Below are 24,959 nucleotides of genomic sequence, written 5' to 3'. Positions count from 1 at the left end.
CGCGTCTCAGGATGCGTGTTGTGAGCGGTGGCTGCGGTAAAACCTGATGACTGCTAAAGCCAGGCTGCGGGAATCGTGACGCAAGGTTGCTGTAGGACGGACTCCCTGCAGAGGTGCTTGGGTGACGTCATACCCATCCGATCGAAGCCCTTCGGCATCACAGCGAACCGGATCCGCACCCCGGCTTTGGTAGTGGCGCACCAGGTCTGAAGGTGGAAGGTCGTCTTGGGCAAGAACGGCATTGAACAGCCTGGGTTCAATGCCGAGGCTGGCCAGCTGCGCTTCGATCGCACGGATGTGACCGCGCACATCCAGATCGTCGGTCTCGCCGGGCTGTGTCATCAGGTTGCAGATGTAGAGCCGTGGTGCTCGGCTGCGTTTGATGGCACTCACAAGCTCCGGCACCAGCAGATTTGGGAGCAGAGACGTGTAGAGGCTGCCCGGCCCGAGCACGATCAGGTCGGCGTTGGCGATCGCTTCGAGCGCTCTGGGTAGGGCAGGAGGGCGTTCTGGAATGCAGCCCAGACGAACGATGGGGCTGGGGGCGTTTCCGATGTTGCTCTCTCCTTCGATCCGTTGACCGTTTTCGAGCTCTGCCCAGAGCCGCACATCCACATTGGTGGCAGGCACCACTTGTCCTTGAACTGCCAGAACACGACTGGAGGCGGTGATGGCTGTTTCCAGATTGCCCGTGATGGCCGTCAGGGCTGAAAGAAAAAGATTGCCGAAGCTGTGACCTTCCAGGCCGCTACCGGCCGAGAAGCGGTATTGGAAAAGGCGGGTGAGTAGAGGCTCTTCTGTCGAGAGTGCCGCCAGGCAGTTGCGGATGTCACCTGGGGGCAGCACCCCCAATTCCCGCCGGAGCACACCGCTGCTGCCGCCGTCATCAGCGACGGTGACGATGGCGGTGATGTGACTGCTGTAGCGCTTCAAACCACTCAGCAGGGTCGATAAGCCGGTGCCGCCGCCGATGGCCACGATGTTGGGGCCCCGGTTCAAGCGGCTCTTGGCCCGCAGGGCATCCACCAGCACGGTGTCTTTGTCGGGGGCGAGAGCCTGTTGAATCGAGCCGAAGCTGCGGCTTTGACCCCAGAGGAGCAGGCCACTGCCGATTAACACCACCAGTGGCCCCGTAAATTCTCGGGGCAACACGGTGGTGAGGGTGCCCAGCAGCCAGCTGAGGGTTTCCAAAATCCAGTAAATCGGTTTCAGATCGGCCCAGATGGCGGCACCCAACAGAGCCATCAACAGCCCCAACCCGGATGTGAGCAGCCAGCGCTTGACCACCAGGCCGGGTTGCAGCCAGCGCACTGCCCTTTGGGATCGGGTCATCAGATCCCGACGCCGCATGTCGCGCATCATCCGGGCCTGGCGTCTACTTTTCGGGGTCTTTGGCGCCAAGGAAAGACTTGGTCCGCAAGTTCACCAAACTGTACGGAGCTTGTTGAAAGGCGGCAGGATGTCTGTGTTTTTCGGCCCAGATCGTGCCGCAGTCTGAACCCGTCGTGGAGATGCGGGACCTCACGATGCAGTGGGGACCTAAGCCTGTGCTGGATCGGGTCAATCTGACCCTGCACCCGGGGGAGCGGTTGGCCGTGGTGGGCCCATCGGGTGCGGGAAAGTCAACGGTGCTGCGCCTGCTGGCTGGTCTGCAGTTGCCCACCAGCGGTGAACTGCGCGTGTTCGACCAACCACAGACTTATCTACGGCTAGACCAGACCGATCCGCCCGACGTTCGGCTGGTTTTCCAAAACCCCGCCTTGCTGGCCTCCCTCACGGTGGAGGAGAACGTTGGTTTCCTGCTGCGGGAACGGGCGCAGCTGTCGCAGAAGGAGATTCGTGATCGTGTGAATGCCTGCCTCGAAGCTGTTGGGCTCTATGACGTGGCCCACCTCTATGCCGGGGAATTGAGTGGTGGTATGCAGAAGCGGGTGAGCTTCGCCCGTGCGCTGATTGATGATCCCCAGAGGGGGGATCAGTCGATGCCCTTGCTGCTGTACGACGAGCCCACGGCAGGCCTCGATCCTGTGGCATGCACGCGGATTGAGGACTTGATTGTGAAAACCACCACCGTGGCGCAGGGGTGTTCGGTGGTGGTGAGTCATGTACGCAGCACGATCGAACGGTCTGCTGAAAGGGTGGTGATGCTTTACGACGGCCAGTTTCAGTGGGAAGGCTCAGTGGATGCGTTCCGCACCACAGACAACCCCTATGTCGTGCAGTTCAGGACGGGTAGCCTGCGCGGACCGATGCAACCGGCGGAGCACTGATCACCATGCGACGCAGCGTTCGTGATGCCATCGTCGGATTCACTGTGATCGGCGGCATCATCGGCTTTGCTTCCACGGCCTTGTGGTTGCGAGGTGTTCGTTTGGGCTCCAGCCACTGGACCCTGACCGCACGTTTCAACGAAGCGGCTGGGCTGGCGGAGCGCTCCCCTGTGACCTATCGGGGGATCCTGGTGGGTTCGGTGCGCTCGATTGCGGTGACGCCCGAAGCGGTAGTGGCTGAGCTCGAAATCGACAAAGGTGATCTGCTCCTGTCGCTGCCCGTCACGGCCACGGTGGCCTCCGGTTCCCTGCTGGGGGGAGATGCGCAGGTCTCTCTCGTCAGTCGCGGCACACCGTTGCCCAAAGGTGCCCCTCTTCCGCGTGCTGCTGACTGCCGGGCTGAACAGCAACTCTGTGATGGCAGCACTGTGGAAGGGCGTGAGGCGGCCAGCCTGTCGACAGTGACGGAAACCCTGCAAGAGCTGCTGGCCCAGGCTCAGCAGGAACGGGTCATCCCAAATGTGGCTGCATCACTGGAGCAGATTGAGGCCACCACAAAGGAATTCGAGCTGTTGACCGTGCAGCTTCAGGACGAGCTGGCCAAGGCTGTTCCCGTGATTCGCAATCTGGAGGCGGCGACGGCGCATATGAACAACATTGCGTCCTCTCTCGATAATCCCCAGACGTTGAGTGAGCTCAAGCAGACGGCCGCCAATGCCGCGCAGCTCACCGCCAAGATCGATGCGGTCGGCGGCGATGTGGCTCGACTCACAGGGGATCCTGAGTTCATGCAGGGCGTTCGCAATCTCACTATTGGCTTGGGTGAGTTGTTTGGTGAGATTTACCCGGCCCAGACCGCTCAGTAAGCACGATATTGTTCCAATTCATTCACGATTTGCAGTCGATATCGTTCGTTTTTAGATGTTGGTGATCGCATCCATTGCCACAGCTGCGATCGCCTGATCGCTTGCCTTGGGCAGCTGCACGTATTTGCCTCCGGCGGCTTCGGCGAGATCTTTCCCCATGCCGCTGCCGATGAACTTGCGCTCGGTGTCGATCACCAGCAGTTTGATCCCGAGCATCCGGTAGCGCGTTGCTACATCCAGCACCTCCTGCTTTAGGTCGGGTTTCTCCTCTCCCTCCAGCTCGGGTTGGCCCAGAGAGGTGCTGAGTGGCACGTTTCCGCGTCCGTCGGTGATCGCCACCACCACCACCTGGCCGAGATCGCCAGTGGCCAGTGCGTTCGCACCGACACGGGCGGCCTGGGTGAGGCCATGGGCTAGTGGTGAACCGCCGCCGCAGGGCATCGATTCCAGCCGGCGGCGGGCCGCCGTGATTGAGCGGGTGGGGGGCAGAAGCACTTCGGCCTGATCGCCTCGGAAGGGGATCAGGGCCACTTCATCGCGGTTTTCGTAGGCCTCGGTCAGCAGCCGGATCACGGCGCCCTTGGCGCTCTGCATCCGGTTCAGGGCCATCGAGCCGCTGGCATCGACCAGGAATACCACTAGGGCACCGGCTTTGCGCTGCAGAAGCTTTGCCCGGAGATCGCCCTCTTCCACGATCACGGTGCGACCGGGTTCCCGTTCCCGCCGGATCTTCTGGTACGGCGCGGCGGCCCGCAGGGTGGCGTCCACGGCGATCCGGCGGACCGGACCGCGCGGCAGCATCGGTTTCACATAGCGACCACGACTGTCGCTGAGCACCACCGAACGGCTTCCGCTGTTGCCGCTTTTTGCTTTGGCGGCGTTGAACAGCAGCAGGTCGGGGTCGACCTCGATCGCTTCCGGATCGAGCATGAACTCTTCGGGAACCGCCGGTGGAGCCTGATCCTCCTCGCCGTCACCCTCGTCGTCGTCGCTGCTGTCGTCCTCGGTGTTGTCCTCCGGTGGGTCGGCCTCCTCGTCGTCCGATCCCTCCGGTGGTGGGGGTGGGTTGTCCTGTTGCTGATCCCCCTGGTCCTGCGGCGGTGGCGGTGGCTCCTGGTCTTGCGGCGGCGGCGGTTCCATCTGCTGGTCCGGTTGCGGCATCTGGGAGGCCCGCGGTGCGATCACAAGGGCGACGGCCACCTGGAGGTCTTCGGCGTCCACCCGATCCCGGCCGCTGAGGGCCGCATGGGCCCGGGCCACCCGTACTGCGTAGAGCTCGGAGCGGTGGCCTTCCACGCCGCCGCGGATGGCTTCAGTCACCAGATATTCGATTTGTTCGCGGCTGATCTGCACATCCGGCAGCCACTGGCGTGCCAGTAGCAGCTGGGTGGCCAGGGCATCCGTTTCTTCCCCCCACTTTTCGGCAAAGCTGCGGCTGCATTGGCCATGACTGATGACCGCATTAGTGATTTCCACCCGCTGCTCGGTGCTCACCAACTGGTTGGCCGACAGCACAATGGCAAAGCGATCCAGCAGGTGATCGCGGATGTTGCCTTCCTCCGGGTTGTAGGTGGCGATCAGCAGGGGGCGGCAGGGGTGGCTGAGGCTGAGACCTTCCCGTTCGACACGGTTCTCGCCGCTGCCTACGGCCGCCAGCATCAGGTTGACGATGCCGTCGTCCAGCAAGTTGAGTTCATCGACGTAGAGCACGCCGCGATGGGCATCCGCCAGCAGGCCCGGCTGGAAAACGGCACTGCCGCTGGAGAGCGAGGCGGCCACATCCACGGCACCCACTAGACGGTCTTCGGTGATGCCGAGCGGGATCTGGACGAAGGGGGCGGGGATGACGGTGGAGGGGGCTTCACCTGAGATCCGCTTTCGAGTGGCCGAATCCCATTCCTCTGGGTTCTGTGGGTCGAGGTTGCGGCCCACGCCACCTTCTGCATCCAGAACGTCGATGGGTGGGAGCAGGGCGTGCAGCCCACGGGCCAAGACTGATTTGCCGGTGCCGCGTCCACCGGCAATCACCACACCGCCCAAGCCTGGGTCGACTGCCGCCAACAAAAGGGCGAGCTTGAGGGTTCCATGTCCGGTAATTGCAGCCAGAGGAAAGGCGCGGGTCGCTTGGTCGTTTTTGATTGCGACACCGCTTGCGGCCATGAACTCGTTCAACCAGCTTTCAGGTCAGTCTTGCCGATCGTGCCAGGCTTTTGATCTGTTGCACTGGCATTCAAACGACTTATTTTACTTAAGCGTGCCTCAAGGTAATCGATCACTAGAGTTTTGAACTGCAGCTGCAACTGGTGTTTCTGTAACTGGGGGTCTGACGAGAGAATGTCGTGTGTGTCTAATTGTTTAAGTATTTCGATTGCCTCGATGCTGAGGGTGGGCGTGAGATTGTTCTTGAAATGCTCGCAGATGAAATATGAAATAGCCGCTTTTGAGGATTCATTTGTGTTTATGAATATTGCTTTTTCGGCAATCACTTTGGAAATTAGCTCAGATGCTTTTTGAGCGATCTTCTTGGTTGTTGATTTGGCTAAATCTTTCCAGATTGCGATGGCTTCGTCGTATTGATTAAGTGCAGCAAGTGCTTCGCCTTTAAGTTGTAGAGGCGCTAGGTCGCCAGGGGCGTAGTCAAGAATTGCATTTATAAGGTCGAAAGAGGCTTTAGGGTTTTCATTTAAAGCTGCTCGCGCTTCTTGGAAGATCAACGATTTAAGTTTAACCTTGTCGTTGATTTGATTCGCTTCTGGTAAGAATTGAATTTCAAGTCCGTTGTGTTTGGCGGCTGATCGTGCTTGCTTGGCGAGATAGGTTGTTGCTTTGGATTCGTAGTGTTTGGCATTCTTTGTTATCTCTTCAATGCTCTTTGATATTGAGTCTTTTATTTCTTGATTCTTGATTTCTTGGTTTAAATTTTTAAGTAATTCAAGCGCTACCTCTTGTTGCCCCATCATGCTGATACATAGAGCCTTGTCGTGAACGAGCATTGGCGATTCTATGCCGGAAAGTAGTGTCTCATTGATAAGTGCCAGAGATAGCTTTGGGAGCTCATCAGCGCGCGCAATTTCAGCTTCTTTGCGAATTAGTTGGATTAAGTTTGCGTCAGGTGAGCAGTTTTCAGATTTTTGAAGGTGCCTCAGTTTTCTTTGGTACTGCTTCGCTTCGGCGTGAAGATTGTCAATCAGGAGCTTCGTGGCTTTGATTGATTCGTGTTGAATTTTTTTTGATGTTTCGAGTGATTGCTTTGCTAAGTCTGCAAGTCTTGGTTCGTTCTCGATTTTGCTAAGCATGACCCAAATTTTATGGGCTGCTTCATATTCTTTGTTTTGTGAAAGCAGAAAAGCTTTCTTGAGCATGAGTTGATTGGTGGAAATGCCACTCTCAATGGTTGCATTGACGATATTTAAGGCTTGCCTATGTTTTTTTTCGGCAATCAGTCTGTTGGCTTCTTCAAGGGTTAGGCGTTCTGATTCGTCTTTGCTAGGTCTTAATAGTGGCACTATTCTGCTGTTATTTTTTTGGTGTATTTTGTTGCCAGTAAAAAAAGAGATTCGTTCGAGGAATTTATCGAAAAACATATTTTAAATCCGTGCAAAATGTCTAAATCATAGCAATCATCGCATGGGAGGCTTCTTAGTGTCCATCCCTGTTCTTCGTCAAGGTGTATTTGGCATCTTTTCCCCTGGAATCAGCGCTTGCCGTTGGGTTTGGAGCCAACCTGAGCAGCTCTCACGGACCTCCTGAATCCACCCTGCGTTGGATCGCACCGCGTCTGACAAACCTCCTGGTGGAGTGGGGCAATGCGGATCTTCAAGATGTGCGCTGCTCTGCGTTTCTCAAGACCCAGCCCCTGGGCGGCCCTCCAGGTCAAGACGACTATTGCAATGCCGTTCTTCTGATCTCCCGCGTCGAGCGTCCTCCGTCTGAGGCAGCGGCGCTCGAGCTGCTGGAGGCATTGCAGTGTTTGGAGCAGAGCTGCGGTCGTGATCGCGCGCGGGAGCAGCGCTGGGGACCTCGAAGCCTGGATCTGGATCTGTTGTTTTGGGGTGAATTGAGGCTCGAACATCCCCGTTTGGTGTTGCCCCACCCGCGGATGCACTTGCGCAGTTTTGTTCTAGAGCCCCTGCTCCAGGCGATGCAAGGCGCTCACCCGCCATGCTGGTGAGCCGTCACGTCTGCTCCTATGGCGCCGCTGCCGGCCCCGGAACCCTTTGAGTTGCTCGACACCGTTGAAGCAGTCGATGCTCGCAAGATTCGTTTTGAACGCAATCGGATCAAGCTGCCGATGGGGGTGGAGGCCACCTTCGGGATGATCCGCCATCCCGGTGCGTCCCTGGCGGTGCCGTTCACCGATGACGGTCAGGTGGTGCTGTTGCGGCAGTACCGCTTCGCGGTGCAGGCGCGTTTGCTCGAGTTCCCTGCCGGCACCTTGGAGGATGGGGAAGACCCTTTGGAGTCGATGCAACGGGAGCTGGGTGAAGAAGCCGGCTACAGCGCGACCCGCTGGGATGCCCTGGGGCCGATGCTCCCGTGCCCGGGATACTCCGATGAGGTGATCCACTGCTTCCTGGCCCGGGAGCTCACCCCATTGGAAAACCCGCCAGCCGGCGACGAAGACGAAGACCTGGAGGTGTTGCTGATGAGCCCAGCGCAGCTCGATGCGGCGCTTGCTTCGGGCGATGAATGGCTTGATGGAAAGAGCGTCACCGCCTGGTTCCGTGCCAAGCAGCTTCTCGGCCTCTGATGACGACTCCTCGCGTTTTGTTCTGGCACCGCCGCGATCTGCGCCTGGCAGACAATCTGGGTTTGGCCGTCGCTGGGGAGATCAGCCCGGCGGTGACCGGCGTGTATGTGCTTGACCCCAAGATCATCGATCCTCCGGAGCATCTGCCGGCCATGGCGCAGGCTCGTCTGTGGTTTCTGATCGAGAGCCTGGTGGAATTGCAGCAGCGCTGGCGGGAGGCCGGTAGCCGTCTGGTCATTCTCGAGGGGGATCCTCCGGTTGTGCTGCCACAGCTGGCAGAGCAAATCGGCGCCGAGGCCGTGGTGTGGAACCGTGATGTGGAGCCCTACGCCCGTGAGCGTGACCGCCAGGTGGCGAAGCGGCTCCAGGCCGATGGTCGGAAGGTGTTGGTGGACTGGGATCAGCTGCTGATCGCTCCAGAGCTGGTCAAGACCGGTGGTGGTGATCCTTACCGGGTCTACGGCCCCTTTCTGCGCAACTGGCGCGGCCAAGTGCTGGCCAAGCAGCCCAGCACCGTTGCCGCGCCCACCGGGTTGGTGGATCTGGATCCCGTCCTCGTGCCGGCGGGAGATCCCTTGCCACACCTGCGCGAAAACCATGGTTTTAAGGGCACCGAGATCTGCCCCTGTCGGCCCGGGGAGATAGCGGCCTTGGAGCAACTCATGAGGTTCTGTGATGGACCGCTGCTCGGTTACGAGCCTGAGCGCAATTTTCCCGGTACCGAAGGCACCTCGACCCTCAGTGCTGCCCTCAGTGTGGGCACCCTTAGCCCCCGGCAGGCTTGGTGTGCCGCCCAGGACTCCCGCGCGCTGGCCCGCTCCGAGGAGCAGCTCCATGCCATCGCCGTGTGGGAGCAAGAGTTGTGCTGGCGAGAGTTTTACCAGCAGGCGCTGTTTCATTTCCCCGAACTGGCCGATGGCCCCTATCGCGAGCAGTGGCGCCGTTTCCCTTGGGAGAACAACGAGGACTGGTTCGACTTCTGGAAGGAGGGCCAGACCGGCATGCCGATCATCGATGCCGCCATGCGTCAACTGAATCAGACCGGCTGGATGCACAACCGCTGCCGCATGATCGTGGCTTCTTATCTGGTCAAAGATCTGATCTGCGACTGGCGTTGGGGCGAGCGCGCCTTTATGGAGCTGGAGGTGGATGGCGACCTAGCCGCCAACAACGGTGGTTGGCAGTGGAGTGCCAGCAGCGGCATGGATCCCAAGCCGCTGCGCATCTTTAACCCCGCTACCCAGGCCTCCAAGTTCGATTCAGCCGGTGATTACATCCGCCAGTGGGTGCCGGAGCTGCGCCATGTGAACACCAAAGATCTACTCAGTGGTGAGATCGGAGCCCTGGAAAGGGGCGACTATCCTCAGCAGCTGGTGGATCACAAGAAGCAGCAGGCTAAATTCAAGAAACTATATTCAACAATGCGTAATCAATCTGACTAGCAGATGCCTCGGCTTGTTATCATTTCAAGTGTAGAATGATAGATATTTGCTCTGTTGCATGAGTATCATTGGGCATGGAATTTATAGTTAAAAAATGAGTCTTTAGATATTGTGTTGTTGGCTTTCTGTATTTTAAGGTTTAGCTTCTTTTCCCCAATGCTTCCTGGTAAATGCATGCATATTAGCGATAGACAGATTCTTGCATGCAGGAGATACTTTGATAAAGCATTTGCTATCTAACGTCGTAACTTTTCTTTTCTTTTAAGTGGCTCCGAGAAATTGAATTTGTCCAAACTTTATCGCTTTATACATTTCGTGAATCCAACTGATGGAACCCGAGTCAAGCAGAAAAGTTTCAACATTAAATAAAGCGAAGCTATGGGAAATAATTTCAGGTGAGAAAATCAGCCTATGATTGATTAAATGATTTGGATTAGTGAGGTGTAAGCACTTGCTCGCTTCCAGTCTTTCAATAGGCCATGCTTTGATTATTAATAATAAATACCTTGAGCATGCCTGGTAAATATATTGATCTCTACCGACTTGCGTAGCATCGAACACTTTAGTGGCTCTCTACACTTCTTGCTTATGATTTCGTTTCTAAATAAATTCTTCTGCGCTGAATAATTTTTACAAAAACAATTATTTTATAAGTCAAGGTTATTTCTAATTACCTTTCAGCCTTGACCATGAGATCTTCTGGGAAGATTTGTGCTTGACAAAGCTCGCAATTCTAGCTAATGTGCTAGATTATATAGTTATCAGCTTTCAAGCTATTATTCTGTCATCAAATAATGAAAGATATTGCCAATTTTCAATCCGAGTATCTTCATGTCGGCAGAAAAAATGAGAATTGGCATTTTCGCGACATCAAAATTTCTGAATCTGGCTTAACATCCTTGGTTGATATCTCATCGCCATACATATCAAAGCATGACAAGAAGGGTTTTCATTTATCTATTTTTACTGCTCAGGAAGCTTGTGCTGAATTGTTGATTTATTGGGTTTGCCTCAAAGCCGGCCTTGAACGTAAGCCAGGTGAAGCGTGGGTGAAAGAGTTTTCTTCCAAATTCTTTAAGCCAATCAGAGATTTTGAAGGAGTTAGGATTCATCTTAATGTCAAAAAAAGTCGATTGGGAGTCAATTTACTTGTTGCAGTTGGATCTTTTGAAGTTGTTGGGCCAAATGGTGGATTATTTACAGTTGAATTAAAGGGAATGATTGAAAACTATGTCGATTGATATTCCTTGTATAACAATTAGGGAGTTCTCTGATTGTTTTTCTGGAGATTTGTATGATGGCTACGCTGAAATATTCTCTACGTCTCCTTTGAGGGTATGTAAATTAGAGGGTAAGCAATCGGAATCTGCAATCGTTTTTTCAAGGTTTGACCAGGTCAAGTTGATTCTCGAGCAACATCAACTTACATCAAAAGAATCAGATAACAGATCAAATCTGCTGGATGTGAGCAATGCATTTTCAGGCAGTTTGTTGTTTAAAGATGATTCTGAGCATCAGGCTCTAAAAAAGATTTTTGCTCAATATTTTAGACGAGTTCCTGTGAGTCGCTATCACGAGTTAACAACATCTATGGCGAGAAAATATTTCGATGATGCCAGTCTCAAAGGGAGGCTAGATGATTTTGAAATCATGAGTGGATTTTGTCAAAAGCTTCCTATGACAATCGTGATGCAACTTTTGGGTTTTCCGATGGATGCAAGACAGCAAATATCTCTATTATCTATAAAGATAAGTCATGGTATAGACAACATCAACGCATCTAAGGGTGACAAGGATGTTAAAGATAGTGCATTTTCTACGCTTTTAGAAATTATTGAAGAGGGAATTCTTGGCAAATGGGAGTTTTCTTCCCAATCCTTGATGTCCAATATTCGAAGCTTGATTCACTCAAAGCAAATTTCTATGAGCTGTGCATCGTCAAATATTGCTTTACTTCTTTTTGCTGGGCAAGAAACGACGGCAGCTCTTATTGGAAGTATGATTTATTGCTTAGCCTCTTTCCCTCAACAATTATCGATTTTGAGGCGCAATAGGGAATTAGTCGATTCTGCAATTGAAGAGGTTCTGCGATTTGAATCACCGCTGCAACGCGCTACATTTAGATCCATACGTAAAAGTTTTAATTTGCATGGTTTAAACTTTTCGGAAGGTGAAGAGATTATTTTGTTGATAGGTGCTGCTAATCGAGACGAAAAAATATTTGTTAAACCTAACGAATTTATCATTTCACGAACTCCAAATCCACATCTTTCGTTTGGAAAAGGCTCCTATCATTGCCTAGGAAGGCAATTAGCCATTGTTGAAGCTCGAGCTGTTTGTAATTTTTTATTAAGTCGCTTTTCCGGTTCCTGGCATCTTAATAAAGCTGAATGGGGTTCTTCAACTTTACTGCGTTGTCTAAAGCGATTACATGTCAATTTTAATGCAGGTTGATTTTTTCGTTTTTACATGCTGAATACTTTTGAGTCCAGTTGAATTTATTCTTTTGCCTCATGTGTCTAAATTTTGGAGTCTCGCTCATCGTTTGAGTTTTTTGGCTGCTAATATAGGAATTAAATATTCAATTATAAGTCTGTAATTTCAGTATTTTTATATTTTCTTTGATGTATAAAGTTGTGATTTTAAGAGCTTCTGGCTTCGTTTTTTTGTGCATAATGTAGTTGATTTTAATTGTTATAGTATTCAATTTGCCTGATGATTTGACGAACTGCATGCTTGCACTTTCTGCTAAAGATAGGAATGCGCTGATATATTTACGCTTTGTATTTTACTCCTCCATTGAGCTTCGTCATTTGCATCCTATTTGAATATACGTGGTTTTACTCCTGTCTTTTTTGAGTCTATGGTTGTTCATATATAGGTATTGCTTCCATATTGTTTTGTTTTCATTCTTAGGCTCTCGTTTCTACCGGCTGATGCTTATCTTATGGCTAGCGATGTCGAGGTCTTATCAGCAATGGAGCAATGGATTCCTCCCGAACTCTCTGAGCAAACAGGGCCTAGCGTCCTGGTGAGTGAGCAATGTTGGCTGTTCACATGGCGTGTTAGTGCTCAGCAACAGTTGGAATTAAAGGATTATGTTAAAAATCCTCTCTTTGAGAGGCTTCTGGTTCAAGCTGCTATTAAGAGGGGTAAGGTACAAACTACCGAAAAACTTATTCACGATAAGTTCTACGAGGCTTTCGGATCCGTTGATTTGAGTTCTAGCGAGAATACGTCGTTAAATTTATTTAGATCCATTGCCATGGCGTGCAAGGGCACGTTAGATCTTGAGGAAGTTTCTTTTAGAACATGCCATCAATTTGATGGCGATGCGATCGCATTTTCTAGCTCACGCCATATTGTTTGCGGAGTATTTCTTGGATGGATTAAAGAACTAATTTGGACATTAGTATGCAAGTCTGCAAACCTCGGTTTGTCCCACACTACTCCTAAGCAAGTTCAGGTTCGCTGTAATAAATGGAAGGATTTGAATAATCGAATAGATTCGGATTGGCTTCTTTCTTCTGTACTTGTTAGTGCAAAGAGGCGTGGGGTTCATGCCATGCCTGTCGATTGGGTAAGTGGAATTTGGCAAATTGGCATGTGCACTAATAGCAGATTAGTTAGGCATAGCTGCAATGATATGGATTCGCATTTGGGCGTCATGATTGCACAAAATAAGCGATCATCTTCAAGTCTTTTGAAAAGAATTGGTTGCAATGTGCCTCGTGAAATATTACTTCCTCTTAATGGTCTTTCACGCGAAAGCCTAAGCCGTCTTGTCGCAGAAGTCGGTTTCCCGTGCGTCGTGAAGCCTGTAAATGCTGACGGTGGTGTAGCTGTTACTGCAAATATTAATAATCATGTCGAATTAGCCGAGGCAATTGCAATGGTAAGAAATGCGAAAAGGCAGCAAGCTTTATTGCAGGAACATGTAAGTGGAGATGATTATCGTCTTTTTATTATTAATTGCCGCCTTACTTGTGTTATCAAGAGAATCATTCCTCATTTGGTTGGTGATGGTGTTAGTACTTTGAAGGAGCTCTTGCTGAACGAAAATAAAAGGCGCGAGGATCTGCAAAAAAGTAATTTTTATGCTTATCTGCTCGATGATCAAGACGTCGCAATGCAGGCCGCTCTAAGACGATCTGGTTATGAATGGAGTGATGTTCTTGGAGAGAATGTAAGAATTAATCTCAGATCTAATGCGAATGTTAAGACTGGGGGCTTGCGTATTATTGTGCCTCTTGAGAAGGTGCATCTCTCGCTCAAAACTAAATGTGAGGCTATAGCGCATACTTTTCGTCTAAATGCATGCGGAGTGGATTACATCTCTGAAGATTTGCAGCGAGACTTGTTTTCTTCTCCTTCTTCTGGTGCATTTATCGAGGTGAATGCGATTCCTGACTGTCCATCAGATCGATCTGAGATTATCCTTGATGGGCTTGAGTCGCATGGCACACTAAATCTAGGCGTGCATGTGTGTGTTGCCGACTGGAGTGGCGCAGTGCCACGAGATGTCGAGGAACGAATTGAGTTTTTAGTGAAAAACAATGAAAATGCTGTTATTGCTATTAAAAATTCTTATTTGCCCGCTGTTTTGAATTTCCTCTCTCCAGATGTAGCACGTTATCTTCAGGGCTATGAACATGTTCATGACCCGATTTTGAATCACTGTGCAGATGTGCTGATTTATTGCATTGCCCCGGATGAGCTTATTCAGCATGGTTTCCCTGTCAGGAATGTTAAAACTTTAGATGTCTTCTGCCCTGATCAGTCCTTGTCAATTTCGCGCGACTTGGAGCGATTGAAGGCATTCATCGATGAGTGAGTTTAGTGGTCCCATCGCGATGCCTCTTAATAGGATGGTTTTTACGTCTTGATGAGCTGCCTAAAGATTTTGAAAACTTTTAGATATTAGTTTCGCTTTTTTGGAAAAATTACTTCTTCGAATGCAGGGCGCTTTTGTTGTGGAATTCTCCGGCTGAGAGGTTGTAATTGTGCCTCCTGTTTTGATCAAAATTGTGATTCTTGGCCTTCAGGTGAAGTGCTTTTCCTTCCGGGTGCACAACCGCTGCCGCATGATCGTGGCTTCTTATCTGGTTAAAAATTTGATCTGCGACTGGCGTTGGGGTGAGTGCGCCTTTGTGGAGCTGGTGGTGGATGGCGGCCTAGCCGCCAACAACGGTGGTTGGCAGTGGAGCGCCAGCAGCGGCATGGATCCCAAGCCGCTGCACATCTTTAACCCCGCTACCCAAGCCTCCAAGTTCGATTCAGCCGGTGATTACATCCGCCAAGGGTGCCTGAGCTGCGCTATGTAAATCCAAGTATTTGTTCAGCGGAGAGATCGGTGCCCTCGATCGAGGGATTACCCCGAACCACTGGTGGATCACAAGAGGCAGCAGGCCTAGTTCAAGGCGCTTTACGCCACCATCCGGTCCTGATCGCGCCCTTCGCCGCGGCGGAACTGGGCCGGAGCATTGGACACCAGCAGTTGGCGCAGGGTGTCGATCACCGTTTGTTGCTGGTCTTCCTTTAACTCAGGAAAGATCGGCAGGCTGAGGACTTCACTGCAGAGCTGTTCTGTCACCGGCAGGGAACCCTGTTTCAGGCCCAAGTGGACGTAGGCCGGTTGCCGGTGAATCGGAATTGGGTAATAGATGATCGTGCTCACACCGCGCTCCTGAAGGGTCTGTTTGAGCCAGTCGCGGCAGCAGCTCTCCGGGATCCCGTGGCGTGCACTGGTGGTGGAGGGACTACAGCTGGCGTTGCAGAGCGGTTGGCCGGTGGGGCAGCTGCCGATGCGCACGACGAACTGGTTCCAGCTGTGGCCTTCGTTGGAGGACGGCAGGGTGAGTCCTTGGAGATCCCCGAGGGCATCTCGGTAACGGGAGGCAATGGCTTTGCGGTTGCTGATCCAGCTCTCCAGCTTCGGCAGTTTCACGTTCAGCACTGCTGCCTGAATGGCATCAATTCGGCTGTTGTACCCAAGGCTCGTGTGCAGGTAGCGCTCGGGCATGCCATGCACGGCCAGCTCGCGCATGGCCTGGGCCAGATCGGCATCGCTGGTGGTGACGGCACCAGCGTCACCGGCCGCACCGAGGTTTTTGGTGGGAAAAAAACTGAAGCAGCCCGCATCACCAAAGCTGCCTACGGGTTGGCCGTTCCAGCGGGCTCCCGTGGCCTGGGCGCAGTCTTCGATCACCTTCAGTTGATGGCGCTCCGCAATCGCCATCAACTGGTTCATGTCCACCGCACGGCCAAATAGATGCACCGGCATCAGGGCCTTGGTGGCCGGGGTGATCGCGGTTTCGATTTGGTCGAAATCGATCAGGTAGGTGCTGGGGTCGACATCCACGAACACCGGTGTGGCGCCGACGGAGCTGATGGCTTCAGCGGTGGCGAAAAAACTGAACGAGCAGGTGATCACCTCATCGCCTGCACCAATGCCGAGGGCACGCAAGGCCAGGATCAGTGCATCGGTGCCGCTGTTGCAGCCCACGGCGTGGTCGCAGCCGACGCTGACGGCAAAGGCCTCCTCGAATTGTTTGATCTGCGGTCCGCCGATGTACTGACCGCTGCGCAACACCGCAAGAACCGCCTCTTCGAGGTCCACACCCAGATCGTTGATCTGCTGGCCGAGGCTGAAGGGAGGTACCTGCATGAAGGAAAGCTTAAGTGGCTCCGCCGAACCACTCCGGTTCGTGTCCGGGGTTCCACTTCACATTGCAGCCCACTGACGCTGTCTGCTCCGGGTTCACCGGTGCTCCCGTCAGCACGGAAATGAGGGCGGCCCGCAGGTCTCGGCCGTCGAGGGGCTGATCATTGCCGGGTCGGCTGCCGTCCAACTGGCCCCGATAACGGAGGGTCTGTAGGCCTTTGCTATCGGGTGAAAACAGGTAGAACTCCGGAGTGCATGCAGCCTGAAGCGCTTTGGCCAGGTTCTGCTGCTCATCCAGCAGATATGGAAAGCTCCAGCCGTGGCGCCGGGCTTGATCCGCCAGTTGTTCCGGCCCGTCCTGGGGGTGGGTGATCAGGCTGTTGCTGCTCACGCCGACCAGTTGCACCTGGTCGCCTAAGTCGTGCTCCAGCCGGGTGAGCTCTGGCTCCACATGTTTCACAAACGGGCAATGGGCACAAAGCACCATCAGCAGCAGGGGCCGATGGTCCAGCGATTGGCTGTTCAGCTGGCCGCCCGTGACCTGGGGCAGATCAAAACCGGGCAGCGGCGTGCTCAGCGCCAGCATCGTGGATGGTGTCAGGGCCATGACGCGCAGGCAGATGCGGCGAATCTGCTTCAGGATGGCCCCCTCCGGTGGTGATGGATGCCGCGCCTGCGTCTGATTTGGGGAGTTTCGTTACTGCTGGCGGCCTGCGGTGCCCCTAAGGAACCGCCCAGCTGGCGCTTGTTCCCTTTGCAGCGGTACGTGCCCCATGACGGCGTGGCCGTGGTGAGTCAGCCGGATGGGTATGGGATTCATATCTATTTGGAAACAGACACCAGCTTCGCGGGGGTCTGTCGTCCCCGATGGCTGCCAGATCCAGCCCGCCTGTTCAACGGCAACGGATCCACCCCATTCAGTTCTGGTCTGGCGACCCGCAAGGAGTTTTTCGATGCAGTGTCCCGGCGTGATGTGCGGGCTTTGCTGGAGAAGGAGCTGGAGGCACTATGCGAGGCCCGCGCACCAGATGAGCGCTGGCAGTGGACTGAGCCGCCCCTCAGCGAAGACCAAGTGCTCCCCGTTCAGCTGCCATCTCTGGAGGAAGAGGACCTGCTGACCAATCCTGTGGAGGAACTGAAGCGGGTCCGGCAATTGCTTAGGGATCAGCAGGATGGGGAGTAGCCCTCCCAAACCACTGCTTCGGCTTCGCGCCAATAGCGGCTGAATCGCCCCAGCCGGGGTGGCCGCGGAAGCTCCACGAACGGTTCGGCATCCAGCAGTTCAAGCGGCAGTTCTGCATCGATGGCTTCGCCGATCCGCTCCAGGCGAGGATCCACCGTGCTGCTGCTGATCACACCATCGGCCTGGTGGCGGCGCGCAAAGGCCAGCACCTCAGCGGCCACATCCCCCTTGCGCAAGGTGAGGGGCAGGTCGAGAGCGTTTTCGTAGAGGAAACCAAGCCGTTTGCGGCTGATTCGTGCGTTTTGGATCCAGCGGGTATCAAATACAAACACCGCTGGGGCCTCGGGCCAGGCCTGCAGCGCCGGGTTGCTGGCGCCGAGAGCCTCCTCGTGAATCCAGAGGATGGGGCGTTGAAAAGACATGAGGACTCTCCTGCTTATCGCTTGGGACGGGCCAGAGCGGCACTGGCGCCCCCGCTGTTCCGGCGTTGGCGGTTACGTTGCTGGTTGCGGTCGTTGCCGCTGTTCCGAATCGCCGGCATCGGGGAGAACAACTGGTTCTCCAGTTGCTCGTAGCTGCCGTCGAACGGGCAGTTGTTGGCACTGGAGCAGTTGTCGCAGTAGTGCCCGTCGCTATACCGCTCCAGGTTGCCGCGATTGAAAAAGTAGGGCTTATGGCTGAAGGTGCTGGCCACCCACTGCCAGCTCAGATGGTTGCTGGCTGGGTCGCCATCCAGCAGGTGCTCCAGGAACCAGTCGGCCCCGGCCTTCCAGTGCACCCGTCGCCAATGCACGAGCCAGGAGGCCATCCACATGCGGGCGTGGTTGTGCAGCCAGCCGGTGCTCACCAGTTGATCGCGGAAGCCATCCATGCAGGCCAGCCCCGTGCTCCCGTCGCGCACATCGGCCGGCAGCTCCCGGGAATAGGCCCTAGCGTCATGGCCCGTCTTGAACGGTTCCTGATCGTTGTGGATGTCGTCGCCTAGATCGAGCCACATCCGTTGCCAGAAGTCGCGCCAACCGAGTTCGTTGATCAACTTTCCGCCTTCATCGCGGTTGCGGATCCGTGCAAACACGGAATCGCGCACCTCCGCGAGGCTCAGCACGCCGTGGCGGATGTAGGGGGAGAGACCTGTAACGGCACCCTTGAGATGGTTGCGGGTTTTGGTGTAGCGCCTCGGGTCGATGCGCCGCAGCTTTTCGTCGGCCCTCGCGCGCCCACCTTGGATCGGGCTGAGAGTCCCTTCCGCCTCTGGAAACTCCTGCGCCAACAGGGCATTCAGGGCATCGCGTGAGGCGAATTGCCGCGGCAGGTCGCCGTTGATCGGAGGTGACGCAGCGCTGGGCACCGGCCTTCGTCAGCAAAGGAGCGGTGATCTTGGCGGGGGATGGGGGAGAATCGCGCGAATTCAACCCGTTCCGGTCTGTCCTGATGCTGCTTGATCTCACCGGCAAGAAGATTCTCGTTACCGGCATCGCCAATAACCGTTCCATCGCCTGGGGCATTGCTCAGCAGTTGAAGGCGGCTGGCGCTGAGCTGGGCATCACTTATCTGCCGGATGAAAAGGGTCGCTTTGAGACCAAGGTGCGCGAACTCACCGCACCCCTCGAGCCCAGCCTCTTTTTGCCCCTGAATGTGCAGGACGCCGACCAGATGGCCGAGGTCTTCGGGGAGATCAAGGAAAAATGGGGGGTTCTCGACGGCCTGGTGCACTGCCTGGCTTTTGCAGGCAAGGAAGAGCTGATCGGCGACTACAGCGCCACCACCGCTGAAGGCTTTGCTCGTTCCCTCGATATCAGCGCCTATTCCCTGGCTCCTCTCTGTGCTCATGCCAAGCCACTGTTCAGCGAGAAGGCCGGCGTGATCACCCTGTCGTATCTCGGCGCTGAGCGGGCTATCCCGAACTACAACGTCATGGGTGTGGCGAAGGCCGCGCTGGAAGCGTCTGTTCGCTATCTCGCCGCTGAGCTGGGTCCCGAGAAGCAGGTGCGCGTGAATGCCATCAGTGCTGGCCCGATCCGCACCCTGGCCAGCTCCGCCATTGGCGGCATCCTCGAGATGATCCACAACGTGGAGGAGAAGGCTCCCTTGCGTCGCACGGTCACCCAGATGGAGGTGGGTGGCACCGCAGCCTTCCTGCTCAGCGATCTGGCCAGCGGCATTTCCGGTCAGACCATTTATGTGGATGCGGGCTACTGCGTCACGGGGATGTAAGGCACGATGTGAACAGAGGAGGTGGAGTGATGGCACGCCAGGGAGACATTCATCGGGTCACCGGTGAAACCGATGTGAAGGTGCGTCTGGATCTGGATGGCTCCGGCCAGTGCCAGGCCAATACCGGAGTGGCATTCCTCGATCACATGCTTCACCAGATCAGCAGCCACGGACTGATCGACCTGGAGATCAATGCGGTGGGAGACACCCATATCGACGATCACCACACCAATGAGGACGTGGGGATTGCCGTGGGGCAAGCTTTGGCTCAGGCCCTGGGAGACCGCCGTGGCATCCATCGCTTCGGGCACTTCGTGGCACCGCTGGATGAGGCCCTGGTGCAGGTGGCGCTGGATTGTTCCGGTCGCCCCCACCTCAGCTACAGCCTGATGATTCCCAGCCAGAAGATCGGCACGTACGACACCGAGCTGGTGAAGGAGTTCTTCGTGGCGGTGGTCAACAACAGTGGCCTCACCCTGCACATCCGTCAGCTGGATGGCGTCAATTCACACCACATCGTGGAAGCCTGTTTCAAGGCCTTTGCCCGGGCACTGCGCATGGCCACCGAGGTGGATCCACGCCGGGCCGGTGCCATCCCCAGCAGCAAAGGGGTTCTGGAGCAGGCCGGCGCCAACTGATAGCGGCGCCGCGCTTCACAGTCCGTTACGAGAGGATGGGAGAACGTTGATCGTTCGCCCGTGACCGTCGCCCCCGCCCGCAGCTACGACCGCAGCGACTGGTCCAGCGCCTTCGTCAATGTGGAGGAGGAGCTCACCGATGTGGCCTTAACGCCGGTGCGTGGAAGGGTTCCGGCGGAGCTTCAGGGCACCTTCTACCGCAATGGCCCCGGGCGTCTGGAGCGCGATGGACACCGCGTCCATCACCCGTTCGATGGCGACGGCATGATTGCGGCGATGCGGTTTGAGAACGGCAGCGTCCAGCTCAGCAACCGTTATGTCCGCACCGAGGGCTGGCTGGCGGAGGAGAAGGCTGGCAAGGTGCTTTACCGGGGGGTCTTCGGTAGCCAGAAGCCCGGTGGTCGTTTGGCCAATGCCTTTGATCTGCGCCTGAAGAACATCGCCAACACCAACGTGGTGCGCCTCGGCGATCAGCTGCTCGCTCTATGGGAGGCTGCCGAGCCCCATGCGCTGGATCCCCGCAGCCTGGAGACTCGCGGTCTTTCGCGGCTCGATGGTGTGCTGAAAAAGGGTGAAGCCTTCAGTGCCCACCCCCGCTTCGATCCCGGCCATAACGGCCGTCCTTGCATGGTCACTTTTGGGGTGAAGACCGGCCCTCGCAGCACCATCCGCTTGATGGAGTTCGCCACCGATGGCCCCCAGGCCGGGGCGTTGCTGTATGACCGCTCCGACAGCTTTCCCGGTTTCGCCTTCCTCCACGATTTCGCCATCACCCCCAACTGGGCGGTGTTCCTGCAGAACGCCATCGCCTTCAATCCCCTTCCTTTCGTAACCGGCGAAAAGGGTGCGGCTCAGTGCCTGGCGTCCCAACCCGGTGGGAAAGGGCGTTTCTGGCTGATACCGCGAGACTCCGGTCGTTTTGCCGGTCAGAAGCCGCGCATCCTCGAAGCCCCCGACGGCTTCGTCTTCCATCATCTGAATGCTTTTGAAGACGGTGATCATCTCGTGGTGGAGAGCATCGTCTACGACGATTTCCCGTCCATCGGTCCCGATGATGACTTCGCTCAGGTGGATTTCGACACGGTGCCGGAAGGAATCCTGCACCGTTGTCGCCTGGATCTCAGCAGGGAATCCGTGCAGACCGAGCGGATCAGTGCGCGCACCTGCGAGTTCGCCATGGTCAATCCCGAGCGTCAGGGTCTCAGCGCTCGCTATGCCTGGATGGCTGTTGCGGAGCGGGAGACGGGCAATGATCCGCTGCAGGCGATTCAGAAGCTTGACCTCGATTCCGGTGTCACCCACACCTGGAGTGCGGCACCCCGTGGCTTCGTGAGTGAGCCGCTGATGGTGCGTCGCCCTGGCGCTGAATCGGAGGACGACGGCTGGGTTCTGGATTTGGTCTGGAACGGAGCTCGTGCCGCATCTGATCTGGTCATCCTCAATGCCCGCGATCTCGCGGAAGTTGCGGTGCTGGAGCTGCCGTTGGCGGTGCCCCATGGCTTGCACGGCAGCTGGGCCCCGGCAAGCTGACAGCTAGTAGTTGCTTCGGTTGTGCGGACCCCGCGTCAAACATTGAGCGTCGGTTGGGGCGCCTTGTCTGTTGCCACTACGGGCCTGCTTCTGCTGTCTTCGCGGGTGCCTGTAATGGCTCATGCTCCGTCCTGTGCGGGGACGTTGTTGCAGTTGTCAGTTGTTGAAGAGGGCAAGATCGCGGTAGCCAGTTTTCGCTTCTCATTGGCTGTGTCCGGTGAAGGATCCACGGGGCAGGCTGCGTTGACTCAGCTGAATCAACGCTTGGCCCGGTTGCGTCACTTGCTGAAACCGTTCATTCAGGGACGCCTGATCGTTCCATCTCCGTCCACCTATCCACGTTCTGGAAGCAATGGGGCCAAACAATCCTTTGTTGCTAACACCGGTGTCTCCGGTGAGGTGAATTGGCAGATGTACAACCAGCTCATCCAGACAGTGGGCGGACAGCCCGGCGTGCGGATGCAGGGGATGAAGTCCATCGCCAATGACAAGGCCGAGACAGCGCTTCAGCAACGGTTGACGGCTGCGGCACTGCGGCGCGGTATGGCCGAAGCCGATCACACCGCGGCGGCGATCGGAGCCACCCGGGCGCGACTGCTCAGGATCAATCGCAGTAATGCGATGCATGGGCCCCGGCGGGTTCAGCTGTCAGAGGCCAGGCGCGCTGGTTTCGATCCGGGTGAAGCCCCGGAACCAACGGCAACGGTGCGGATGGAGCTTCTCTACTGCCTCACATAGCCAGCTGATACCTTGAGCTCTCAGGCTGGGAATCTGGTGTCGATTGAATTCACGCGTCCGCAAATCAATCGTGATGAGCGGATGCTGTGGATCCATGCCGGTCCCCATAAGGCAGCCAGTAGTTACGTCACCGAGCGACTTCGGCAAAACCGGGACCATCTCGCAGCTCAAGGTGTGTTGATGGACGGTGATGACAATCGTCTTGCCAACGCCATCGCACAAAAGAACTATGCGCCTGTTGAGGAAGCGCTGGCCACCCTGCCTTCTTCGTGTCACAGGGTTTTGCTCAGTAGTTCCTCTTTGGATGATCGGATCCTTAGTCGAACTGCTTTGGGCAGATTGCAGGCTCTGGTTGAGCTCCAGGGGTTCAAATTAGGGGTCAGTTACTACGTTAGAGATCAGCAGTCTTGGTTGAATTCGGTCTACGCGCACCGAGTTCGACGGTTTCGTGAGACGCCTGATTTTGAGCAATATTGTGATTACATTATGCATGATTCTGATTCGTGGGATATTTCTTATCCATCCAAATTTCGTGTGCTGAGTCGCTTCCCTTCGATTGCGACGTTGTTTCTTCCTTTGTCCAAGCAGGTGGCGATCGCCGATCCGTTTCTGGCGCTGGTTGACGCTCTGGGTCTGGATGCTCCATCGGGTGAGCAGGGCTGGTTGGTGGGCCGTTCCTCGAAGCAGAACATCCAGCCTGGCGCCCGAGGTATCTGGATGTCGGCCCTCTGTCGCCACCTGATGGTGGAGACGGGTTTCGATCCGGAAGTGCTTAAGCGGAAGGGCAAGGTCATCCGTGATCTCGCCATTGAACTTGGCTGGGATCGGGAGAAGTTTGACGGTTTCGATCAACCGCTTCATGACCGGGTGTCGGCTTTTTATGCCAGCTCTAACGAGGCTTTTGCACAGGAACACTGGGGTGTCAGTTGGGACAGCCTCTTCCCAGTGCGGTCTGCCGTCCAGCAGGTGTACGCGGGGCCTGAGGCCGAGGCGGAGCGGAAGGAGATGCGAGGTCTGATGGTTCGCGTGCTGAGGGAGTTGCGTTTCCCATGGCGCTTGCGGCGTCGTTTCTTCTCTCTGTACGACGCCGCTGTGTGATGGCGGCTTTGATCAGCTAAGGCCTTCGCGCTTGGCCTCTTTCCAAGCCAGCCGTGGCGCGCTCCAGAGGGTTGCCAGTACCAACGGGGTGACAGGCACCGCGGTGATCACGATGAAGGCTTGAAGGGCGTCGATGGAGGTGCTGTCCCCCAGGCCCGTGCCGATGCGCAGCAGCACCAGGGTGAGGCTGCCGATCATCAAGGCCCAGAACAAGCGCAGCAGAGCAGGGGGCTCGTTGCGGCCGCTCACCACCATTGCCGCGGCGTAACTCATTGAGTCGGCGCTGGTGCACATGAACAGCACCACCAGCACCAGGCCGATTGGAATCAGCAGGCCGGCTAGGGGCAGTTGGCTGAGGATGGTCAGCAGTGCAGCGGCGGCTCCGTTTTGGGCGAGGGCTTCGCTGATGCCGCCTCCGGCCAATTCCAGATGCAATCCGGTGCCCCCCAGCAGGGTGAACCAAAGGTTGGTCACGATTGGGCAGAGGATCGCCACCGCTAGCACCAGCTCACGGATGCTGCGGCCGCGGCTGACGCCGGCGGTGAAGAGCCCCATTAGCGGCGCATAGCCAAGGAACCAACCCCAGTAGAAGACAGTCCAGCCGTTCACCCAGTTCGCAGGTACTGCGTTGGGTGTAAGAGCCATCTGCGGTAGATACACCAGGTAAGTGAAAAAGCCGCTGAAGAAGTGCTGGATAAGCCAGAGGCCAGGGCCAAGGAGTAGGAGGCCTGCCGCCATGGCCAGGGTGAGCCATACGTTGAGCTCCGACAGCCACTTGATGCCCTTCTGAATCCCGCTGACGGTGGAGCTGGCAAACACGGCAGTCAGCAGCACCACAACCAGGGATTGCAAGCCGGCACTGTCGGTGAGCCAGGGCAGTTGCCCTGCGGCATTACTGAGCTGCAGCGAGAGGAAGCCCAAGGGCCCAACAGTGCCCGCGATCGCGGCCACCACGGACAAGCCGTCCGCAAGGTGACCGATTGGGCCATCCACCCAGCTGCGCGGCACGATATTCACCAGCAGGGTGCGGGGACGCAGGGGTTCACCGCGACGTTCCAGGATCGAGAAGGTGATCGTGGTGGTAGTGGCTACAAGAGCCCAGGCCAGGAACCCCCAGTGCAGAAAACTCACCGCCAGGGCAGGATCGACTGCTGCGGCTGTGCTGGGCTGGATCCCTTCAAACACTGGTGATGGTGTTTGGAAGTGATACAGCGGTTCGGCAGCGGACCAGAACACACCACCTCCCGCCAGCAGGGTGCAGATCAGAACCGCGCACCAATCGAAGAATTTGAAGCTCGGCTTGGCGTCCGCTCCGCCAAGCCGGAGTTTGCCGATAGGGCTGATGGCAAGGATCAGCGCGATCAGAAACAGCAGCACCACCATCCATTGCCAGACCGCACCCAGGGCATCACTGATCACGGCTTTGCCGGTTTCAGTGAAATGCTTGGCCAGAGCCAGGTCGATGGCCGAGACCAACAGAAAAATCAGCAGGGGGATGGCGCCGACCCAGAGAGGGGGCTGTTGCCACCAGGAGCGCTGGTTAGCGGGGTTGTCAGACATCGGATG

At 55.9% G+C, this 24,959-nt stretch carries 22 protein-coding genes and 1 pseudogene; 15 read left to right on the top strand and 8 right to left on the bottom strand.

The features are described 5' to 3' along the window. Nucleotides 1-6 precede the first annotated feature (6 nt). Complete coding sequence (gene yvcK, locus DXY30_RS08355) at nt 7-1,362, bottom strand: gluconeogenesis factor YvcK family protein (protein WP_115094444.1); 1,356 nt, start codon at nt 1,360-1,362, stop codon at nt 7-9. 149 nt (nt 1,363-1,511) lie between these two features. On the opposite strand from yvcK, the gene DXY30_RS08350 reads away from it, so the two are divergent. Together DXY30_RS08350 and DXY30_RS08345 are read left to right on the top strand one after the other, a co-directional pair. Continuing rightward, nucleotides 1,512-2,270, top strand: a complete 759-nt coding sequence (locus DXY30_RS08350) for an ABC transporter ATP-binding protein (protein ID WP_170951231.1) — start codon at nt 1,512-1,514, stop codon at nt 2,268-2,270. 5 nt (nt 2,271-2,275) lie between these two features. Then, nucleotides 2,276-3,136 carry an MlaD family protein gene (locus DXY30_RS08345; protein WP_115094442.1) on the top strand — a complete coding sequence of 287 codons (861 nt, stop codon included), beginning with the start codon at nt 2,276-2,278 and terminating at the stop codon, nt 3,134-3,136. Nucleotides 3,137-3,187: 51 nt separating this feature from the next. On the opposite strand, the gene DXY30_RS08340 is transcribed toward DXY30_RS08345, so the two are convergent. Continuing rightward, nucleotides 3,188-5,296, bottom strand: a complete 2,109-nt coding sequence (locus DXY30_RS08340; protein WP_115094951.1) for a putative cobaltochelatase — start codon at nt 5,294-5,296, stop codon at nt 3,188-3,190. Nucleotides 5,297-5,304: 8 nt separating this feature from the next. Continuing rightward, nucleotides 5,305-6,720 (bottom strand): hypothetical protein, encoded by a 1,416-nt coding sequence (locus tag DXY30_RS08335; protein WP_115094441.1) that lies wholly within the window; start codon nt 6,718-6,720, stop codon nt 5,305-5,307. Between the two features lie 89 nt (nt 6,721-6,809). On the opposite strand from DXY30_RS08335, the gene folK reads away from it, so the two are divergent. The 7 genes and pseudogenes from folK to DXY30_RS08300 form a co-directional block, all read left to right on the top strand. Further along, nucleotides 6,810-7,307, top strand: coding sequence for a 2-amino-4-hydroxy-6-hydroxymethyldihydropteridine diphosphokinase (folK, locus tag DXY30_RS08330; protein ID WP_115094440.1), 498 nt, complete (start codon nt 6,810-6,812; stop codon nt 7,305-7,307). Between the two features lie 18 nt (nt 7,308-7,325). After that, a complete protein-coding gene (locus DXY30_RS08325) occupies nt 7,326-7,886 on the top strand; it encodes an NUDIX hydrolase (RefSeq protein ID WP_115094439.1) in 561 nt (186 codons plus the stop codon). After that, nucleotides 7,886-9,328, top strand: a complete 1,443-nt coding sequence (locus DXY30_RS08320) for an FAD-binding domain-containing protein (RefSeq protein WP_115094438.1) — start codon at nt 7,886-7,888, stop codon at nt 9,326-9,328. Before DXY30_RS08325 ends, DXY30_RS08320 begins: the two co-directional genes overlap by 1 nt. 794 nt (nt 9,329-10,122) lie before the next feature. Beyond that, on the top strand, nt 10,123-10,569 hold the full coding sequence (locus DXY30_RS13630; RefSeq protein WP_137006823.1) for a hypothetical protein: 447 nt from the start codon (nt 10,123-10,125) through the stop codon (nt 10,567-10,569). Beyond that, nucleotides 10,559-11,782 (top strand): cytochrome P450, encoded by a 1,224-nt coding sequence (locus tag DXY30_RS08315; RefSeq protein ID WP_115094437.1) that lies wholly within the window; start codon nt 10,559-10,561, stop codon nt 11,780-11,782. Before DXY30_RS13630 ends, DXY30_RS08315 begins: the two co-directional genes overlap by 11 nt. A 493-nt stretch (nt 11,783-12,275) precedes the next feature. Further along, nucleotides 12,276-14,162: a hypothetical protein gene (locus DXY30_RS13625; RefSeq protein ID WP_137006822.1), complete on the top strand. Its 1,887-nt coding sequence runs from the start codon at nt 12,276-12,278 to the stop codon at nt 14,160-14,162. A 232-nt stretch (nt 14,163-14,394) separates the two neighbouring features. Then, nucleotides 14,395-14,742 (top strand): annotated as a pseudogene (locus DXY30_RS08300) (FAD-binding domain-containing protein); the annotation flags it as partial. A gap of 11 nt (nt 14,743-14,753) precedes the next feature. Here DXY30_RS08300 and DXY30_RS08295 read toward each other — a convergent pair. Continuing rightward, nucleotides 14,754-15,995: a DegT/DnrJ/EryC1/StrS aminotransferase family protein gene (locus DXY30_RS08295; protein WP_115094434.1), complete on the bottom strand. Its 1,242-nt coding sequence runs from the start codon at nt 15,993-15,995 to the stop codon at nt 14,754-14,756. A 10-nt stretch (nt 15,996-16,005) separates the two neighbouring features. Then, nucleotides 16,006-16,599 (bottom strand): thioredoxin family protein, encoded by a 594-nt coding sequence (locus DXY30_RS08290; RefSeq protein ID WP_115094433.1) that lies wholly within the window; start codon nt 16,597-16,599, stop codon nt 16,006-16,008. Nucleotides 16,600-16,656: 57 nt separating this feature from the next. On the opposite strand from DXY30_RS08290, the gene DXY30_RS08285 reads away from it, so the two are divergent. Next, the gene (locus tag DXY30_RS08285) at nt 16,657-17,175 is read left to right on the top strand and encodes a hypothetical protein (RefSeq protein ID WP_115094432.1); all 519 of its coding nucleotides are present in this window, start codon (nt 16,657-16,659) and stop codon (nt 17,173-17,175) included. On the opposite strand, the gene DXY30_RS08280 is transcribed toward DXY30_RS08285, so the two are convergent. Together DXY30_RS08280 and DXY30_RS08275 are read right to left on the bottom strand one after the other, a co-directional pair. Continuing rightward, the gene (locus tag DXY30_RS08280; RefSeq protein ID WP_115094431.1) at nt 17,157-17,597 is read right to left on the bottom strand and encodes a hypothetical protein; all 441 of its coding nucleotides are present in this window, start codon (nt 17,595-17,597) and stop codon (nt 17,157-17,159) included. The genes DXY30_RS08285 and DXY30_RS08280 overlap by 19 nt on opposite strands. A gap of 14 nt (nt 17,598-17,611) precedes the next feature. After that, nucleotides 17,612-18,523 (bottom strand): FAD-binding domain-containing protein, encoded by a 912-nt coding sequence (locus DXY30_RS08275; RefSeq protein ID WP_115094430.1) that lies wholly within the window; start codon nt 18,521-18,523, stop codon nt 17,612-17,614. An 83-nt stretch (nt 18,524-18,606) separates the two neighbouring features. Here DXY30_RS08275 and fabI point away from each other — a divergent pair, with 83 nt between their 5' ends. The 5 genes from fabI to DXY30_RS13620 all read left to right on the top strand — a co-directional run bounded on the left by fabI (nt 18,607) and on the right by DXY30_RS13620 (nt 23,393). Then, on the top strand, nt 18,607-19,389 hold the full coding sequence (gene fabI / locus DXY30_RS08270) for an enoyl-ACP reductase FabI (RefSeq protein WP_115024910.1): 783 nt from the start codon (nt 18,607-18,609) through the stop codon (nt 19,387-19,389). Between the two features lie 29 nt (nt 19,390-19,418). Beyond that, on the top strand, nt 19,419-20,027 hold the full coding sequence (hisB, locus tag DXY30_RS08265) for an imidazoleglycerol-phosphate dehydratase HisB (protein ID WP_115094429.1): 609 nt from the start codon (nt 19,419-19,421) through the stop codon (nt 20,025-20,027). A gap of 60 nt (nt 20,028-20,087) precedes the next feature. Then, nucleotides 20,088-21,557: a carotenoid oxygenase family protein gene (locus tag DXY30_RS08260; RefSeq protein WP_115094428.1), complete on the top strand. Its 1,470-nt coding sequence runs from the start codon at nt 20,088-20,090 to the stop codon at nt 21,555-21,557. Nucleotides 21,558-21,599: 42 nt separating this feature from the next. Further along, nucleotides 21,600-22,295 (top strand): SIMPL domain-containing protein, encoded by a 696-nt coding sequence (locus tag DXY30_RS08255; protein ID WP_115094427.1) that lies wholly within the window; start codon nt 21,600-21,602, stop codon nt 22,293-22,295. A 486-nt stretch (nt 22,296-22,781) separates the two neighbouring features. Further along, nucleotides 22,782-23,393, top strand: coding sequence for a hypothetical protein (locus DXY30_RS13620; RefSeq protein ID WP_137006821.1), 612 nt, complete (start codon nt 22,782-22,784; stop codon nt 23,391-23,393). Nucleotides 23,394-23,405: 12 nt separating this feature from the next. Here DXY30_RS13620 and DXY30_RS08245 read toward each other — a convergent pair whose 3' ends face one another. After that, a complete protein-coding gene (locus DXY30_RS08245) occupies nt 23,406-24,953 on the bottom strand; it encodes a BCCT family transporter (protein WP_115094425.1) in 1,548 nt (515 codons plus the stop codon). Nucleotides 24,954-24,959: the final 6 nt, after the last annotated feature.

Source organism: Synechococcus sp. UW106 (assembly GCF_900474015.1).
Lineage (GTDB): Bacteria > Cyanobacteriota > Cyanobacteriia > PCC-6307 > Cyanobiaceae > Parasynechococcus.
This window is presented reverse-complemented; position numbering and strand designations above follow the sequence as displayed.

Coding starts and splice junctions, on each gene's coding strand:
- DXY30_RS13625 (WP_137006822.1), top strand. CDS start 12,276: ATGGCTAGCGATGTCGAGGTCTTATCAGCAATGGAGCAATGGATTCCT.
- DXY30_RS08325 (WP_115094439.1), top strand. CDS start 7,326: ATGGCGCCGCTGCCGGCCCCGGAACCCTTTGAGTTGCTCGACACCGTT.
- DXY30_RS13620 (WP_137006821.1), top strand. CDS start 22,782: ATGCATGATTCTGATTCGTGGGATATTTCTTATCCATCCAAATTTCGT.
- DXY30_RS08290 (WP_115094433.1), bottom strand. CDS start 16,599: ATGGCCCTGACACCATCCACGATGCTGGCGCTGAGCACGCCGCTGCCC.
- DXY30_RS08315 (WP_115094437.1), top strand. CDS start 10,559: ATGTCGATTGATATTCCTTGTATAACAATTAGGGAGTTCTCTGATTGT.
- DXY30_RS08340 (WP_115094951.1), bottom strand. CDS start 5,296: ATGGCCGCAAGCGGTGTCGCAATCAAAAACGACCAAGCGACCCGCGCC.
- DXY30_RS08345 (WP_115094442.1), top strand. CDS start 2,276: ATGCGACGCAGCGTTCGTGATGCCATCGTCGGATTCACTGTGATCGGC.
- DXY30_RS08350 (WP_170951231.1), top strand. CDS start 1,512: ATGCGGGACCTCACGATGCAGTGGGGACCTAAGCCTGTGCTGGATCGG.
- DXY30_RS13630 (WP_137006823.1), top strand. CDS start 10,123: ATGAAAGATATTGCCAATTTTCAATCCGAGTATCTTCATGTCGGCAGA.
- DXY30_RS08280 (WP_115094431.1), bottom strand. CDS start 17,597: ATGTCTTTTCAACGCCCCATCCTCTGGATTCACGAGGAGGCTCTCGGC.
- DXY30_RS08285 (WP_115094432.1), top strand. CDS start 16,657: ATGCCGCGCCTGCGTCTGATTTGGGGAGTTTCGTTACTGCTGGCGGCC.
- fabI (WP_115024910.1), top strand. CDS start 18,607: ATGCTGCTTGATCTCACCGGCAAGAAGATTCTCGTTACCGGCATCGCC.
- DXY30_RS08245 (WP_115094425.1), bottom strand. CDS start 24,953: ATGTCTGACAACCCCGCTAACCAGCGCTCCTGGTGGCAACAGCCCCCT.
- DXY30_RS08335 (WP_115094441.1), bottom strand. CDS start 6,720: ATGTTTTTCGATAAATTCCTCGAACGAATCTCTTTTTTTACTGGCAAC.
- DXY30_RS08295 (WP_115094434.1), bottom strand. CDS start 15,995: ATGCAGGTACCTCCCTTCAGCCTCGGCCAGCAGATCAACGATCTGGGT.
- yvcK (WP_115094444.1), bottom strand. CDS start 1,362: ATGATGCGCGACATGCGGCGTCGGGATCTGATGACCCGATCCCAAAGG.
- DXY30_RS08320 (WP_115094438.1), top strand. CDS start 7,886: ATGACGACTCCTCGCGTTTTGTTCTGGCACCGCCGCGATCTGCGCCTG.
- hisB (WP_115094429.1), top strand. CDS start 19,419: ATGGCACGCCAGGGAGACATTCATCGGGTCACCGGTGAAACCGATGTG.